Source organism: Streptomyces sp. NPDC002785 (assembly GCF_040295565.1).
Taxonomy (GTDB): Bacteria; Actinomycetota; Actinomycetes; order Streptomycetales; family Streptomycetaceae; genus Streptomyces.
In genome coordinates this window covers 1-16,158 of the sequence record NZ_JBEOVN010000018.1, presented here as the reverse complement: position 1 = coordinate 16,158, position 16,158 = coordinate 1, and the positions used below count along the sequence as shown (strand labels likewise).

Annotated in this window: 11 protein-coding genes and 1 pseudogene; 8 read left to right on the top strand and 4 right to left on the bottom strand. The window is 70.8% G+C overall.

Annotated elements, in window-relative coordinates:
• Positions 1-232 precede the first annotated feature (232 nt).
• Both ABTZ94_RS07595 and ABTZ94_RS07590 read left to right on the top strand, forming a co-directional pair.
• Positions 233-979: an IPT/TIG domain-containing protein gene (locus ABTZ94_RS07595; RefSeq protein WP_351198507.1), complete on the top strand. Its 747-nt coding sequence runs from the start codon at positions 233-235 to the stop codon at positions 977-979.
• Between the two features lie 242 nt (positions 980-1,221).
• On the top strand, positions 1,222-2,529 hold the full coding sequence (locus tag ABTZ94_RS07590; protein WP_351198505.1) for an IPT/TIG domain-containing protein: 1,308 nt from the start codon (positions 1,222-1,224) through the stop codon (positions 2,527-2,529).
• A gap of 152 nt (positions 2,530-2,681) precedes the next feature.
• On the opposite strand, the gene ABTZ94_RS07585 is transcribed toward ABTZ94_RS07590, so the two are convergent.
• Together ABTZ94_RS07585 and ABTZ94_RS07580 are read right to left on the bottom strand one after the other, a co-directional pair.
• Positions 2,682-5,318: a discoidin domain-containing protein gene (locus ABTZ94_RS07585; protein WP_351198503.1), complete on the bottom strand. Its 2,637-nt coding sequence runs from the start codon at positions 5,316-5,318 to the stop codon at positions 2,682-2,684.
• Positions 5,319-5,396: 78 nt separating this feature from the next.
• Complete coding sequence (locus tag ABTZ94_RS07580) at positions 5,397-6,506, bottom strand: threonine synthase (protein WP_502967199.1); 1,110 nt, start codon at positions 6,504-6,506, stop codon at positions 5,397-5,399.
• Positions 6,507-6,835: 329 nt separating this feature from the next.
• Here ABTZ94_RS07580 and ABTZ94_RS07575 point away from each other — a divergent pair, with 329 nt between their 5' ends.
• On the top strand, positions 6,836-7,588 hold the full coding sequence (locus tag ABTZ94_RS07575; protein ID WP_351198499.1) for a GntR family transcriptional regulator: 753 nt from the start codon (positions 6,836-6,838) through the stop codon (positions 7,586-7,588).
• 86 nt (positions 7,589-7,674) lie between these two features.
• Here the strand turns inward: ABTZ94_RS07575 and ABTZ94_RS07570 are convergent, their stop codons facing one another.
• Complete coding sequence (locus ABTZ94_RS07570; RefSeq protein WP_351198497.1) at positions 7,675-7,911, bottom strand: hypothetical protein; 237 nt, start codon at positions 7,909-7,911, stop codon at positions 7,675-7,677.
• 263 nt (positions 7,912-8,174) lie between these two features.
• Here ABTZ94_RS07570 and ABTZ94_RS07565 point away from each other — a divergent pair, with 263 nt between their 5' ends.
• The 4 genes from ABTZ94_RS07565 (at position 8,175) to ABTZ94_RS07550 (ending at position 12,221) form a co-directional block, all read left to right on the top strand.
• Positions 8,175-8,372 carry an SPOR domain-containing protein gene (locus tag ABTZ94_RS07565; protein WP_351198495.1) on the top strand — a complete coding sequence of 66 codons (198 nt, stop codon included), beginning with the start codon at positions 8,175-8,177 and terminating at the stop codon, positions 8,370-8,372.
• Positions 8,373-8,417: 45 nt separating this feature from the next.
• A complete protein-coding gene (locus tag ABTZ94_RS07560) occupies positions 8,418-8,846 on the top strand; it encodes a (deoxy)nucleoside triphosphate pyrophosphohydrolase (RefSeq protein WP_351198493.1) in 429 nt (142 codons plus the stop codon).
• A 187-nt stretch (positions 8,847-9,033) separates the two neighbouring features.
• On the top strand, positions 9,034-9,462 hold the full coding sequence (locus ABTZ94_RS07555; RefSeq protein WP_351198491.1) for an ATP-binding protein: 429 nt from the start codon (positions 9,034-9,036) through the stop codon (positions 9,460-9,462).
• A 194-nt stretch (positions 9,463-9,656) separates the two neighbouring features.
• On the top strand, positions 9,657-12,221 hold the full coding sequence (locus ABTZ94_RS07550; RefSeq protein WP_351198588.1) for a SpoIIE family protein phosphatase: 2,565 nt from the start codon (positions 9,657-9,659) through the stop codon (positions 12,219-12,221).
• A 130-nt stretch (positions 12,222-12,351) separates the two neighbouring features.
• Here the strand turns inward: ABTZ94_RS07550 and ABTZ94_RS07545 are convergent.
• A pseudogene (locus tag ABTZ94_RS07545) lies at positions 12,352-13,086 on the bottom strand (TPM domain-containing protein); the annotation flags it as partial.
• A gap of 324 nt (positions 13,087-13,410) precedes the next feature.
• Between ABTZ94_RS07545 and ABTZ94_RS07540 the strand changes: the two are divergent.
• Positions 13,411-15,726, top strand: a complete 2,316-nt coding sequence (locus ABTZ94_RS07540; protein WP_351198489.1) for an ABC transporter family substrate-binding protein — start codon at positions 13,411-13,413, stop codon at positions 15,724-15,726.
• Positions 15,727-16,158 lie beyond the last annotated feature (432 nt).

The following is a 16,158-nucleotide window of genomic DNA, read 5'->3' as shown; positions in this document are numbered from 1 at the left end:
AAGGGAGCGGTGCGCGAGCCATCCGCGCACACCGAGTACCTCGTCACCGAGGCCACGAGCGTGGCCACCGACTCTGCGACCCGCGTGCGGTCATCGCCGCCGTGAGCGAGCCGCCATCAGTCACGTGAGCACGACAGCGCCCGGTGGCCCAAGTCATGGCCATGGGTCTTGACCTGAATCCGACTCAGCGTCAACTCCCGGACAGGTCAGTTCAAACACACGGAGGACGACCATGCCAATCAGTCCGAACCAGGGCTCCACCGGCGGCGGTACCACCGTCACCATCACGGGCACCAACCTCACGGGCACCAGCGCCGTGCTCTTCGGTACCCACCCGGCCACCGGTGTCACCAACGTCTCGCCCACCCAGGTCACCGCCGTCTCGCCGTCCGGCTCCGGCACGGTCGATGTGACGGTGACCACCCCGGGCGGAACCAGTAACCCGACACCGTTCTTCTATGTCGGCGCCCCGTTCAAGTCCGGTCTGAGCGTGAGCTCGGGCGCCACCGCAGGCGGCAACACCATCATCATCAGCGGCACCGGCCTGTCCACCGCCACGGGGGTGTCCTTCGGTGCCAATACCGTTACGCCGACGGTGCTTTCGGACAGCCAGATCAGTGTCGTCGTGCCCGCGGGTGCGGCAGCCGGGCCGGTGAGCGTCAGTGTAACGACCGCCGGAGGCACCAACAACGGTCTGTCGTACACGTACATCGACGCCCCGACCATCGCCGGGATCACTCCGACTTCCGGACCGACATCCGGCGGAACGGCGGTGACCATCACGGGGACCAACCTGACCTCGACGAACCAGGTCACGTTCAACGGGGTGGCGGCACCGTTCTCGGTCATCGACGCGACGACGGTGTCCGCAGTCACCCCGCCCGGCGCCGCCGGTGCGGTCGACGTCGGTCTCTCCAACCCTGCGGGCACAGCCACGGACGTCGGCGCCTTCACCTATGCGGCAGGCCCCGGCATCTGATCCGTCACGGCTGCGGCACCGACTGCCGGCGCGGAACAGCGCCCGGCGCCGGTACCGCCCCCGGATGCATGATGTCCGCCCCGGTCCGGGCATGACGAGCCCGGCCGGGCGGGCACCCGCTCGGCACCACTCGCTCGTCGCCGCCCGGCCAGGAGGTCCGGGCGGCGCCACGATCCCCGCATCCCGTCCACAACACCCCGATCACATCCCAGCGATCACGTCACCCGGACAGGAGAACGGCTGTGAAAAGCTCCGACAGCTCAACGCCCCACCCCAGGCAACCGTCGACAGCCGCGGCGGCCCCCGTCACCACCACGAGCAGCCCTTTCTCGGGGCCCGCCGGAACGGTCGTCACGCTGACCGGCACCGGATTCACCAACGCGACCGCGGTCGCCTTCGGCGGTACTCCCGCCGCTTCGTTCACCGTGGTGTCCGCGACCGAGATCACCGCAGTCGCACCGGCCGGTGCGGGCACCGTACAGATCACGGTGACCACGCCCGATGGAACCAGCAGCGGCAAGGGCTTCACTTACACGATCGCGACGCCCACGATCAGTTCCATCGCCCCCAACCAGGGGTCGGTGGAGGGCGGGAACACGGTCGCGTTGACCGGAACCGGCTTCACCGGCGCCACCTCGGTCCGTTTCGGTACCGTGGCCGCCGCGTTCATCGCGGTCTCCGAGACACAGGCCACCGCGGTCGCCCCCGCCGCGCCCGTCGGCACCGTGAATGTCACGATCACCACCCCCGGCGGCACCAGCGCGGGGATCCCCTACACGTATGTCGCCGTTCCGGTTCTGGGCAGTGTGGCTCCGGCCCAGGGGCCACTCGGGGGTGGGAACAGCATCACCTTGTCCGGGACCGGCTTCACCGGAACGACCTCCGTTCACTTCGGTGCGAACGCCGCGAGTTCGTTCGCTTTCGTCTCGGCGAATCAGCTGACTGCGACTGTCCCCGCCGGCGGCCCGGGTCCGGTTCCCGTCACGGTCACCACGCCCGGCGGTACCAGCGGCCCTGGCGTCTTCTACTACTACGTCGGCGCACCGGTTCTCAGTAGTGCCATCCCCGGGGCCGGGCAGGTGGGCGGTGGCAACTCCGTGACGCTGACCGGTGCGAATCTCCTTCAGGCAACGGCGGTTCGCTTCGGTGTGACGGCGGCGACCAACTACATCATTGTCTCGGCCACGGAGATCAGAGCGACGGCTCCGCCCGGTGTCGCCGGCACCGTCCAGGTCACCGTCACCACGCCCGGTGGCACGAGCAACGGTGCGCCCTACGTGTATCTGAGTGCGCCGGTCGTCGTTGGTCTGGTACCCAACCAGGGGCCGTCGGCAGGCGGGAACACGGTGACTTTCACCGGCGTCGGACTGACGTATACCACCGCAGTACTGTTCGGGAGCGTGCCTGCCGGCTTCACCGTGGTCTCCGACACCCAGCTGATAGTCACGGTACCGCCCGGTGCGGTGGGCGCAGTCACCGTCAGGGTCGTCACCCCTGGTGGCACCAGTGTCGGCGTTCCTTACACCCGACTTGTCCCACCCGGCATCTGAGCAGTCCGGGGGACCCGCAGGTGCACGTCCTGGCGAACGCACCTCCGCACGCCTTGAGGGGATACGCCGGCCGGTGAGTGGGCGAGGAAGCGGTTCGTCGGGCAGGCCGGCCGGCTCGGAGAACCGTTCCGGTCCCCCATGTGCCGGTCGGTCTAAGGCTGCGCGACCCTCAACTCCCGCACACCCACCGGCTTCTCCGTGTCCTGCGAAGTGACCGTCAGCCGCACCAGACGGGCCGTCGCCCCCGACCGGTACGGCTGCCAGTCCGTGCCGTTCACCGATGTCTCCAGGCGGTAGGAGGAGAAGCGTGCGTCCGTCCACTCCGGCTCGATCGAGGTCACCGGGGCCGCGCGCCCCAAGTCCACCGTCAGTGTGCCCGTCGCGCCGTTCGGGGACCAGGCCGTGGCCGGGCTGCCGTCCACCGCGGCGGCCGCGTACAGGCCGGGCGTCTCGGAAGTCGCTGTTGTCGGGCGGCAGCGGGCCGCGTCCGCCGTCCGGGCGAGATCGGGGCGGCGGGTGGGGAGGGTCAGCGTGCCGGTGAGGAGGCGGGGGCCGGTAGGGGTGTGGACGGTGAAGGGGGTGCCGAAGGTCAACCGGACCGTCGTCGTCAGGGGGCCGATCGCGATGTCGTACGTACGGCCCCGGTAGCGCAGCCCCGTCAGCGTGACGCCCTTGCCCAGCTGTGGCGGCAGCAACGGATCGAGGCGCACCCCGTCCTCCCGCAGCCGAAGGCCCGTCAGACCGTGTGTGAAGACCTGGAGGAATCCGCCCTTCCCGGTGAGGAAGTCCTGGGCGGGCGCGCCCGACAGCAGGTCCTGCGCGCCCGCTTTCGCGCCGCGGGCCTCGCTGAACAGGGCGTACGGGCCGCGCATGAACGGGCGCACGGCGCGCTGGAGATAGGTGTACGTTGCGCAGCCGGGTGCCCCGATAGCGGCCGCGGCAATCGCATGGACCGAGTCCGTCATTGCCGGACCGTCCGGATCGGTGTGCGCGGCGTAGTAGTCGAGTGTGGCCGCCCGGGCGCCCGGCTCCATCGGCCATTCGAGCGGGTAGATCAGCAGCACCGTGTCGGCCTGTTTGATCGTCGAGCCGTTGTAGCCCGCGTACTGAAGGAAGAGTTTCCGCTTCGGGTCGTACGGGATGCGCAGACCGTTCGCGACCCGCGTCCACTCGGCCGGTGCGGGGTGCCCGAGCAACTGCGCCGCGCGGGTGGCGTTGCGCAGGGCGGTGGCCGCGACCGCGTTGGTGAAGACCCCGTCGGTGACGCCGTTGCTGTACTCGTCGGGGCCCGCGACCTCCTTCACCGAGTAGCTGCCGTCGTCGTTCGCGGTGGCCCGCGAGGCCCAGAAGTCGGCGATCCCCTGAAGCAGCGGCCACCCGTGCCCGGCCAGCCAGTCGCGGTCCCCGGTCGCCAGGTAGTACTGCCAGACGGCGAGCGAGATATCGCCCTGGAGGTGGATCTGGGTGAGGCAGTGCGGGGGGTCCCAGCTCCGGCACTCGGTCCAGAGGTCGCCCTTGCTCGCGCTCGTCCATGGGTAGAACAGGCCCCGGAATCCCAGCTTCTGGGCGTTGCTGCGGGCTGCTTCGCGTGTGCGGTAGCGGTACTCGACGACCGAACGGGCCAGTTCGGGGCGGGTGGCGAGCAGCCCCGGATACATCCAGGTCTCGGCGTCCCAGAACACCATGCCGGCATAGTTGTCGCTGGTCAGACCGGCCGGTGCGATGCTGTCGCGGGACCCGGTCCGGGTGGAGGCGAGCAGCCCGTACTGCGCCGACCGCAGCCACTGCTGCAGCTGTGGCCTGTCCGGTACGGAGATGTCGGCCGCCCAGGCCTGCCGCCAGGCGGCGGCGTTCGCGGCGAGGACACCGGACCAGCCACGCCGGGCCGCGCGCCGGGATGCCTCGCGGGCGGCGGTGCGCGGGGCGGACGAGGTGAGCGCGGTGTCCACTGCGACGTACTTCTCGAAGGTGTACGTGCGCCCGTTGCGTACCCGGACCGTGCTGCGCACCCGGTCGGTGCCGCGTACGTGCGCCGACTCCGGTCCGCCGGTGCGCATCGTCTGGACGATCGCGCCCGCTGTCCCGGTGCCCTGCGTGCGGAACGTTCCGTCGTTGTTGAGCGTGATCCGGCGTGCGCCCCGCGGGTCGAGGCGGCCGGTGACGGTCGCCGTACCGCTCCAGCGCGGCGTCATGCGCAGCCGCACGGCGCCGGTGTGCACATCGGACCGGTCGGCGAGCACCTCGTACGTCAGGTCCGTCGCGCGCCCGTCGGCCGTGGTCCAGCGCAGCGACGTACGCACCAGACCGCAGCGCAGGAACACCGTCCGGCGGTAGCGCGAGATCCGGCCCGGAGGCGTGGCCGAGCCGTAGGTCTCGTTGCCGACGCGTACGTCGAGGGTCGTCCAGGCCGGCAGTGCGGCGGCCACCTCACGGCCGGCAGCGAGGTCCTTGTCGCGCCCGAACAGGCCGGAGACGAAGGCGCCGTCGTAGCGCGGAGTGAACAGCGGCCAGCCGGTCTTCTCGCCCGACGCGGCATATCCGGCGCCCCTGGGGGGCACTCGGTGGGCCAGATATCCATTGCCGGAGTAGGGGTCGTATCCGTCGGCCTCGCCGAACCGGGTGGAGGTCGGCGCCCAGGCGGGGTCGGTGTCCCGGCCGCAGGCCGCGGACGCGGGCGGGAGCGGAGCGGCCGCGTACGAGAGGGGCGGCAGCGGCGCGATCAGGGCGCCCGCGACGAGAGACGTCAGGGATGTCAGGGTCGTGAGGAGACAGACGCGCGAGAGGCTCACCGTACGAAGGTATGGACGCGCGCGCCGAGCGGTGGTGCACGGCGCGCGGCGCGCGGGTGAAAGGCCGGTGGCCGCCCGTCAGCCGGCGAGGCCGGTTTTGAGGCCTGCGCCGCACAGGGGTACGACGACGCTCCGGTCCGTCCAGCCACCGACCGCCGCCCAGCAGGCGACGCCCGTCGTCTCCACGTAGAACCCGCGGGCGGCCAGATCCAGCTGTGCCGTACGGATCTGCTCCTCGGTCACCGTCAGGAAGGTGCCGCCCGATTCCCGTACCGCGGCCAGGATGGCACGGGCGCGCGGCGGGCGTGGGATGGCGATGCCCTCGGCGAGGGTGGGGGTGGCTGCGCCGGCCGGTGCGTCGAGCAGCCCGTCCGCTTCCGCGCGGAAGGCGGCGGCCAGCGGTGATACGGCCTCGGCCTGTACGGCGATCAGCGCCGGGCGTTCGTCGATCAGCCCCTGGGCGTGGAGTTCGGCGGTGGCCAGGGCCGCGCCGAGGAGGAGGGTGCCGTTGCCGACCGGTACGGCGATGGCGTCCGGGAGGCGGCCGCCGAGGTCCTCCCACATCTCGTACACGTAGGTCTTCGTGCCGTGCAGGAAGTACGGGTTGAAGACATGCGAGGCGTAGAAGGTGCCGGGGGCGTCGGCGGCGGTACGGGCGGCCAGCGCGGTGGCCTCACGGTCGCCGGGGACGATCTCCAGGCGGGCGCCGTGGGCCCGTATCTGTTCGGTCTTCTTCGGGGACGTGCCTTCGGGGACGTACACCGTGCAGGGGAGCGAGGCGCGGGCGCAGTACGCGGCGACGGCCGTGCCGGCGTTGCCGCTGCTGTCCGCGATGACGCGTTCGGGCGAGAGACGGCGGGCCAGTTCGGCGAGCATCACGGCGCCGCGGTCCTTGAAGGAGAGCGTCGGCATCAGGAAGTCCAGCTTGGCCGTGACCGTGCCGGTGAGCGGGACGAGTGGGGTGCGGCCCTCGCCGAGGGTGGTCGTGGGTGAGGCGAGGGGCAGCGCCTCTTCGTAACGCCACAGTGAATTGACGCGTCCGGTCAGGGAGTTGAGCGAGATCGGCCCGGCGACCTCGAAATCGAGGTCCCAGGGGCCGCGGCAGACCGGGCAGCACCAGGTGAGGGTGGTGGTTTCGGCGCGGGTGCCGTCCTGCGAGCAGAGATACATGGCCATACCCGTCAGCATGTCAGGCGTGTGGTGGCTGAGTGGTGAAGGTATGGCACACCTCAACGCACCCTTGTGCGATTCTCGTGGGTCGGTCAATCTTTCGCTGTCGGCCGGGACGTCGGCAGTGAGGAATACGAAAGGAGAGATTGTCATGCCCATGTCCTTTCTGGCCCACTCGTTTCGGCTCGGCCCTGCCAACGCGTAGTGATGTGGGTGAACTTGGCCGCGGTGTCACTCGTGTCCAGCATGATGAATCATCACTTCGGGTGAAACCCTGGCCTGCACTTGCGATCCACAACCGACGGTTGCGAGGCTGTTGCAGACTGTCAACCTGTTGGGAGTGGCTTGTGACTTTCGGTGAGCAGCCCGCCTATCTGCGCGTTGCGGGCGATCTGAGAGAGAAGATCGTCAGCGGTTCGCTGCCGCCGCATGCGCGCCTGCCCTCGCAGGCCCGTATCCGCGAGGAGTACGGAGTCTCGGACACCGTCGCGCTGGAGGCGCGCAAGGTGCTCATGGCCGAGGGCCTGGTCGAGGGGCGCTCCGGCTCCGGTACGTATGTGCGTGAGCGCCCGGTCCCGCGCCGGATCGCTCGCTCCGGCTACCGGACCGGGGCCGGGGCCAGCCCGTTCCGCCAGGAGCAGACGGCGGAGGGGGTGCGCGGGACCTGGGAGTCCCGCAGCGAGCAGGAGGGCGCGAGCAGTGAGATCGCCGAGCGCCTGGGCATCGAGCCGGGCGACCGGGTGATGTGTACGAGATACACCTTCCGGGAGGCCGGGGAGCCGATGATGCTCTCCACTTCGTGGGAACCCCTCGCTGTGACGGGGCGTACGCCCGTGATGCTGCCGGAGGAGGGCCCGCTGGGCGGCTGCGGCGTGGTCGAGCGGATGGCCGCGATCGATGTCGTCGTGGACAACGTGGCCGAGCAGGTCGGCGCGCGCCCGGGGCTGGCGGAGGAGCTCCTGGCGCTCGGCGGCGTACCGGGCCATGTGGTGATGGTGATCGAGCGTACGTATTACGCATCGGGTCGCCCGGTCGAGACGGCTGATGTGGTGGTGCCCGCCGATCGTTTCCGGATCGCCTACCACCTTCCGGTCAGGTGACCGATGCGCGGAGGGCGCTGCAGGGGGTCGGTGACGACAAGTTGATGCTCTGGCGGGTCCCGTAACCGAGCGGCAATCACCGGCTGTCATGGCTTGTCATGTCCCGCCCCTGTCTTCCCGTTCGTACTCGCACACCGGGCGGCGAACGGGAAGTCACCGATGACGGACACGGCCGCACCGAAGACGGCCGAGGCGCCGACCGGGATGCCGGCGGCGCCGGCCACGGACTTTCCGGCCGGGCTCGATGTCCCGGCTCCCAGGCGCAGTTGTGCGAAGCTCGCGGCCGTCAACGAACTGTTGGGCTTCTGTTCGAACGTGGGCATCACCTGGACCGCCACCGCCGACGGTGCGCACGGCGGCGACGGAGGCGCCGTAGGGACCGGGGCAACGCGGCACCGGGGCCGGGGCGTAGCTGCCTGCGGGGGCGCATCCGACTGGGTGTGCCCCGTCATTTATGGCCGGATCGGTATCTCCTTGTGAAATTACGCATCCGTTGAGTGAAGGTCAGGCGTAGGGTCCGGCATATGCGTACTGCGGTTTCCTGGGGATCCTTAGAGACGTACATGCCGTTCGAGGGAGGGGTGCGATGCCGGGCAGGGGCGCGATGAGCGACAGCGGTGCCGAGCTCCTGTGGCTGGTGATACGGCAGGACGACAACGGCAATCGCTACCGCGTCGGCAGATATGCCACGCAGGGCGAGGCCCAGCAGATTGCCGACAAGCTCGATACCCATGGCCACAAGCAGCTGTACTGGGTGGAGCGCATCGGCCAGGACGCCCGTTAGGAGGGGGTCCGCCGGGAGCGGGGCGGGGGCGTTACGCTCCGGCTCATGAACGATCGTGTGGTGGTGGCCGGAGCCGTCTACGACCGGGGCCGCCTGCTGGCCGCGCGCCGGAGCGCCCCGCCCGAGCTGGCCGGCCGGTGGGAGCTGCCGGGCGGGAAGCTGGAGCCGGGGGAGAGCGGCGAGCAGGCGCTCGTACGGGAACTCCGCGAGGAGCTCGGCGTGGAGGCGGAACCGCTGGAGCGCATCCCCGGTGAGTGGCCGCTGAAGCCCGGGTACGTGCTGCGGGTGTGGACGGCCCGCCTGGTGTCCGGGGTGCCCGCACCGCTCCAGGACCATGACGAATTGCGCTGGCTCGGGCCCGGCGAGAGCGACGCGGTCGACTGGCTGGATCAGGACCTGCCCGCGGTCGCGGAGGCGATGCGCCGCCTGCCGGACGGCGCCCCCACTGATGCGGAACGCTGCGGCGAGCGATGACGGCGTGGATTACGGCGGCGCGCGCCGATTGCCCCGTGCGCCCCTCTCCCCGTCCGCAACGGTGCGTGCGCGCGGCCATACACCCGTACGCCCCACGTGTCGATCCCGGCGATAGGCCACCCCAAATATCGGGTATGTCCTGATTAACCCCCGTAAACAGGACGTTCCCCGTTGCTGGTCTTGGGAAGTGATCGGCGTGATCGACACCGAAGGCGACTGCGCCGAGTGGACCTTTCCGGCTGTGCCGGGCGCCGTGTGTTCCGCGCGGCATGCCGTTCATGAGGCGTTGCGCGGCTGGGGGCTCGACGCTGCCGTCGGGGATATAGCAGTTCTGCTGGTCAGCGAGTTGGTGACCAACTCCATGCAGTACACATCGGGCCCTATCGGCGTACGGCTGCTGCGCCCTCATCTCAACGGTCACGCCCCCGCCACCCGCCCCGGACTGCTCGTGGAAGTCTCCGATCCGCTTCCGGATCCGCCCACCGAACGCAGGGCGGGACCCGACGACGAGGGTGGCAGAGGGCTGCAGCTGGTGGCCTGTTCTGCTCGCCGCTGGGGGACCAGGCGCGGAAAGACCGGCAAGACCGTGTGGTTCGAGCTGGCCCTGCCTGGTTAGGAGTGGGGGTGGGACGCACAGCGATCACCAGAGGTCGGGCAGAACCTGGCTGAAAGGGACTGAGACCGTGCTGTGATCGTGAACGCCGTGTCGGTAGGGGCCGCAGTGCTGAATACTGCGGGCAGGACCGGTCCGGTGTGTGAGCTGGAGGGGACGGTCGCGTGAGCGAAATACCTGGGACGGCGGGCGGCATTGTGTGGCAGAGCAGCCCGCCCGGCTCGATCTATGACTACATCAGGGTCGCCTCCTTCTCGATCGGCCCCGACGGCCTGATCGAGCAGTGGAGCCGGCGGGCCGCCGGCCTCTTCGGCATTTCCGCAGACCAAGCGGTGGGCATGGATCCGGTCGAGGCGTTCATGCCTGCCGAACTGTGCACGGACGGCCACCGCCGGGTCCGCGAGATCCTCGACGGCAAGGAGTGGACAGGCCTCGTCCCCTTCCGGATACCGGGCGAGGACCCCGTGCACGGGCTCGCCGAGATCTATGTGATGCCGAGCGAGACGGAGACGGGGGAACGGGCCGCGCTCTGCATCGTCGTGGACGTCCGCGCGCTGCGCCGCATCGAGACGGACCTTGCTGCATCACAGGCCATATTCGGCCAATCCCCCTTCGGTTTCGTCCTGTTCGGTACGGACCTCACGGTGATACGGGCCAACCAGCGCTTCGCCACCGTCTTCGGCGGCCAGGCCGCCGACCACCGCGGCCGTACGGTCGACGACTACCTGTCCCGCCCCGAGGCCGACCGGCTCACCGCCACGCTGGAGCGCGTTCTGGAGACCGGCGCATCCGTCACCGATCTCCAGCTCGTCGGCACCGCGCCCGGCGACAGCGAAAGCCGCCACTGGTCCATGAACCTCTACCGTGTGCACAGCGGATCGGGCCGCCCCATCGGCATCGCCGGACTGGCCACCGATGTGACCCGCCGGCACATCGCCGCCCGCGAGGCAGCCAGCGCCCGCCGCAATCTCGCCCTGCTCAACGAGGCCAGTGCCAGAATCGGCAACTCCCTCGACCTGGAGACCACCGCCCGCGAACTCCTCGATGTCGCGGTGCCCGGCTTCTGCGACCTCGCCTCCGTCGACCTCTACCAGGGGCTGCTCACCGGCGACGACGCACCGCCCGGCAGCTGGGATTCGCTCCGTCAGGAGTCCGTCGGCGGCTCAGCCGAACTGCGCCGCGTCGCCCTTGCCAGCGCCGTGTCGGACGCCCTGCCCGTCACCGCCGCGGACGCCTTCGCACCCGACACGGGCACCGGTCCGCCCGAGCTCGGCGCCGTACACCGCTTCTCGTACAGCTCGCCCTGTGCCATTGCCCTGCGCACCGGTCATGTCGAGGATGTGCCCGGCGACGACCGGGGCTTCGTCCAGTCCACGCTCGCCGTACCGATGGTCGCTCACGACACGGTGGTCGGTCTCGTCCAGTTCTCCCGCACCAAGGGCAGCGAACCCTTCGGCGAGAGAGACCGTGCACTGGCCACCGAACTCGCCGCCCGCGCCGCGGTCTGTATCGACAACGCCCGCCTCTACCGGCGCGAGCACGAGCGCGTGCTGATCCTCCAGCGCAGTCTCCTGCCACCCGGTGACCCCGTGGCCGCCGGCCTGGACATCGCCTGCCGCTACCTCCCCGGCAACACCGCCACCGAGGTGGGCGGCGACTGGTTCGACGTGATCGAACTCCCCGGCCACCGGACCGCTCTCGTCGTCGGCGACGTCATGGGCCGTGGCCTGCGGGCCGCCGTGGCCATGGGCGAACTGCGAACCGCCGTACGGACCCTGGCTCTCCTGGACCTGGAACCGGCCGAGGTGCTCTCCGCGCTCGACGAGGTCGCCCGCGGGCTCGGCACCCCCGGCGGCAGCAGCTCCTCATCCGATGGTTTCGGCGGCGGCGCCCAGTGGCTCTCACGGGCCGCTCACAGGTCCCGCGAGGCAGACCTCTCCGAGGTGTACCTCGCGACCTGCGTCTACGCGGTCTACGACCCGGTCACCCGGCGGTGCACCTTCGCCAACGCCGGCCATCTCCCCCCTGCCGTGGTCGAGCCGGGCGAACCCGCCATGCTGCTCGACGTGCCGCCCGGGATGCCGCTCGGCGTCAGCGGCGAACCTTTCGAGGAGGTCGAGGTCGAACTGAAGGAGGGTGCCCTGCTCGCCCTCTACACGGACGGCCTCGTCGAGTCCCGCGACCACCCGCTCGACGAAGGACTGGATGCCCTGCGCAGCGCGCTCGTCGAACCGGAACGGCCGCTCGAAGACGTCTGCGACCACGTACTGACCACCCTCGACACCCGGCACGGCGAGGACGACATCGCCCTGCTCATGGCGCGCATCCAGGGGCTGCCGGCCGACGCGGTCGGCGACTGGCGGCTGCCCCGCGAACCCCGCTCCGTCGGCCGGGCCCGCGAACTGGCCCGTGACCAGTTGCTCACCTGGGACCTCGAGGAGCTGGTGGACACCACCGAACTACTGGTCAGTGAACTGGTCACCAACGCCCTGCGGTACGGGGAGGGCGAGATCCGGCTCCGACTGCTGCGCGACCGTACGCTCGTGTGCGAGGTGTGGGACGCGGGTCTCGTCCAGCCGCGGCGACGGCGGGCACGCGACACCGACGAGGGCGGGCGCGGGCTGCAGCTGGTCGGGCTGCTGAGTGCGGCCTGGGGGTCCAGACGGACACCGCGCGGCAAGACCGTCTGGTTCGAACTGGCGCTGCCCGACGGGAAGCCGGCCGCCGAGCGCACGGTCGAGCAGCTGCTGAGCATGTTCTGAGCGGTTCAGGAGGCCGCCGCCGGGGGCCCTGCCCGCCCTGAAACCGCCGGGGCGCGAAGACCCTGCAACACCACCCGGCGCAGTCGGGCGGGGCATCGCGTCTCCTCGTTTGGACGTCAGGCTCCGGCTACGGAGTCGGCGGCCGGGGCGGCCCGCCCGATCCGGACGTGCCCGGTCCCCAGCCGGTCGCACCGGGCGTGGTGCGGGTCGTGAACCGCCTCCTGCGCCGGACGTACGCACAGCCGGCGACCGCTGCCGCCCCGCCGACGACGACCACCGGCAGAATCAGGTCCACGGCGCTCGTCGCGCCAAAACCCCCGGTTCCGGGATCGGTGACGCCGGGTGTGATCGTCGGGGTGGGCACGGTCTTGCCGGCCAGCACGGCGGAGTACCCGTTCGCGGCGCCGATCGCCGCGCCGGCCCAGTCGTGCTCCCTGAGCGCGGGCTCGATCGCCCTGCTCGCCACGTCCTGGAGCTGGGCGTCGGTGAGGCGTGAGCCCTGTTCGACGGTGTACGCGTACTGCCGGTCGTGGGTGGCGACGGCGAGCAGGACGTCCTGGCGGCCGAGGCCGTTGCGGTGGGCCGTCTCATCGGCCCAGCTCTGCGCGGACCGGCCGGAGAAGTCCCGTACGTACACCACGAAGAGCTGGATGCGGCGGTCGGCGTACAGCCGGTCGAGTGCGGCCGTGACCTGGTTCCTGCGGTTCCCGAGCGCCCCCACCTTGTCGGTGATCTGCCCGTTCTTGGACAGTGTGACGGGATCGTCGGCGTGAGCGGTCGGCGCGGCGAGGAGGGCCGGCCAGCACACCGTCGACAGCACGGCGAGAAGGGCCCGGCCCGGTGTGGATATCCGGGTACGGCTCACGAGCGGCATCACATGGGTGAGGCTAGGTCCACCCTCTGTCACCCGCGACCCGGCGATCGGGCCCGGAACCGGGGACGATGCCGGCGGGAGTGTCGCGCGTCACGCCCCGGTTGTGACGAGTCCGGGCCTTCCCGGCCTCTTCGGGGCGTTCCGCCGCACGGGTGGGATTCGAGGGCGCTGACGCCGTGTCTGCGCCGCCTCGCGCGCGGGGGCGCCTTCAGTGGACGGACGGAACCAGTGTGATCAACTGCATATGCCACCAGAAACGCACAATCCGGCCCATTCGCGTGCGGGTGGGCCGGGCCGGCCCCGGAGGTATCAGCCATGTCCCACGTCGGCGTCCCGAGGGGGACGGCCCGAAAGCGCCGCTCGCTCGCGCTCCTCACGGCGGGTGTGCTGACGCTCCCCGTACTGGCAGGCTGCAGCTCCGACGACGGTGGCGGCTCCGCCGGGGCCGTTGCCCCCCAGGACATCGCGGTCGCGGCCCGGAACCTGGTCGCCGCGGGGGGCACGGTCAACTGGGCGATCGACGCCATGCCCACCACCCTCAACGCCTTCCAGGCCGACGCGGACAGCTCCACCACCCGCATCACGGGCGCCCTGCTGCCGACGCTCTTCCCGCTGGACGCCAAGGGCAGGCCGCAGCTCAATCCGGACTATCTGAAGTCCGCGAAGGTGGTCGAGCGCGAGCCCAGGCAGGTGGTGCTCTACCGGATCAACCCGCAGGCGGTGTGGAGCGATGGCCGGGATATCGGGGCGCCCGACTTCGTGGCCCAGTGGCGGGCGCTGAACGGCAAGGACTCGGCGTTCTGGACGGCCCGCAACGCCGGCTACGAGCGGATCGAGAAGATCGAGCGCGGCGCCGACGACCAGGAGGTCCGGGTCACTTTCGCCAAGCCGTACGCGGACTGGCGCTCGCTCTTCTCCCCGCTGTACCCGAAGGAGGTGACCGGCTCCCCCGGCGCCTTCAACGACGGCGCGCGGACCACCCTCAAGGCCACTGCGGGACCGTTTCGGCTGGGCAGCGTGGACACGGCGAAGGGCGAGGTCACCCTGGTCCGTAGTCCGCGCTGGTGGGGCAGCCGGGCCAAGCTCGACTCGCTGGTCTTCCGGGCCGTCAAGCCGCAGGACCGCACCGAGGCCCTGACCGAGGGGAAGGTCGACGTCGCCGGCATCGACGCCGCGGCGGCGCACCGGATCGTGCAGGCGGCCCGCGACAAGGGCGGCAACGGACAGCCGCTCGCCCATGGCCCCGGCTCCGGGGCCGGCCCGGCCGCCGCGCTGCGCTCCTGGGCCGAGGCACACGGCTCGGACGAAAAGGAGGCCGCGGCCGCACAGGCGGCCAGGGAGAAGAACCGGGCAGCCGCCCAGGCGTACGCCGCCGAGCAGGGCAAGCTGCGCGCGTACGCGGTCCGCAAGTCGCTGGAGCCCGCCTACACCCAGCTCGCACTGAACGGCGAGTCCGGGCCGCTCGCCGACGACCGGGTACGCAGGGCGGTCGCCCGGGCCCTGAACCGCCAGGAGCTCGTCGACACCGTACTCAAACCGCTCGGTCTGCCCGCCACGCCACTCGGCAGCCACTTGGCCCTGGTCGGTCAGCCGGCCTACAAGGACAGCAGCGGGGCACTCGGCGGCCAGGACACCGAGGAGGCGCAGGCGCTGCTGGCCGACGCGGGCTGGACGAGGGAGGGCGCGGTCAAGAAGCCGGACGGCGCCAAGGCGGGCAGCGAGGTCGAGAAGAAGGGCACGAAGGCGAAGGACACCACCGCCGGGAAGGGCGACAAGGCGGCCCCGTCCGAGAAGCCCGGCAAGACCGGCATCGGCGACGACAGCAAGCCCGGCGACGGCGACGGAGCCCGTGACGCCCCCCAGGTCCTCGCCCCCGCCCCCGCCGCCGCGATCCACAGCGCCGCTCTGCTGCGCCAGGCCGGCTACCTGGCCGAGCCCGGCGCCTTTGACGACGTCCCCTCCAAGGACGCCGCCCAGGACCAGCGGTCGGGCGGTGCCGCCGGTGCGTACGCCTCCGCGGGCACCGCGGCCCCCGCCCAGGCCCCCGACACGCACCGCGGCCCGCTCGGCAAGGACGGCAAGGCGCTGACCCTGCGCTTCGTCCTGCCGGCCGGGCCCGGGTCGGAACCGGTGCGTGCCGTCGGGGACAAGATCGCGGCGATGCTCGATTCGATCGGCATCCGTACGGCCATCACCAAGGTCTCCGACGACAGCTACTTCCAGGACCACGTCGCTTCCGGCGACTACGACCTGGCGCTCTACTCCTGGCCGGCCACCGCCTACCCGGCGACCGACGACCGCCCGATCTTCGCCAAGCCGGTGCCTGCCACCGACGGCTCCCTGCTGGTCGAGCAGAACTACGCCCGCGTCGGTACGGACCACATCGACCAGCTCTTCGACCAGGCGGTCTCGGAGCTCGACGAGGGGACCGCCCGGGACCTGATGAAGCAGGCGGACGCCCGGATCTGGGCCGCCGCCGGATCGATTCCGCTCTACCAGCGTCCGCAGCTCGTGGCGACCGACAAAAAGCTGGCGAACGTCGGCGCCTTCGGCTTCGGCGCGCCCCACTACCAGGACATCGGTTTCAAGAAGCCGCAGCCTGCCGGAGCCCCGGCAAACAAGAAGAAGTAGCAGGTCAGAACGGTCCCGGAAGCTCAGAACTGGCTCAAGTCCCTTGCCCGCCGGCATCCTCGGCGGGCAAGGTCATGGGTACCTGCTGACCCGGGCAGCTGCTCCATCCCCCACCTCCGAGCCCCCCACACCGGAGCCCCGGCTCCGGGCCCCACCTCTGAAGTCGTTCAAGACCCGCGTCCGCCCGCCCCGCCTGGCGGATCGTGGTCATGACCACCGGTGAAATTCACCGGAAGACATGGCCACGGGGGCGGAAACATGAAGCGGACACCGGCAGCCGTGGCTGCAGAGTGATTCGGGCAGGGGGACCATCGAACTGCGGCGAGCCGCTCCGTAACGACCTCCCCCACGACAGGGAGCGGGCTCCCGACGCCCTGCGACTCCGCTTGCGGCGTTGTCGTCAGTCAGCGACGCTCTGCGTCGCTTCCTTCC

Excerpts from the sequence above, each read along its gene's own strand:
- ABTZ94_RS07570 (WP_351198497.1), bottom strand. The coding sequence starts at position 7,911 with ATGCCCACGTTCGAACAGAAGCCCAACAGTTCGTTGACGGCCGCGAGC.
- ABTZ94_RS07560 (WP_351198493.1), top strand. The coding sequence starts at position 8,418 with ATGAACGATCGTGTGGTGGTGGCCGGAGCCGTCTACGACCGGGGCCGC.
- ABTZ94_RS07565 (WP_351198495.1), top strand. The coding sequence starts at position 8,175 with ATGCCGGGCAGGGGCGCGATGAGCGACAGCGGTGCCGAGCTCCTGTGG.
- ABTZ94_RS07595 (WP_351198507.1), top strand. The coding sequence starts at position 233 with ATGCCAATCAGTCCGAACCAGGGCTCCACCGGCGGCGGTACCACCGTC.
- ABTZ94_RS07540 (WP_351198489.1), top strand. The coding sequence starts at position 13,411 with ATGTCCCACGTCGGCGTCCCGAGGGGGACGGCCCGAAAGCGCCGCTCG.
- ABTZ94_RS07580 (WP_502967199.1), bottom strand. The coding sequence starts at position 6,506 with ATGCTGACGGGTATGGCCATGTATCTCTGCTCGCAGGACGGCACCCGC.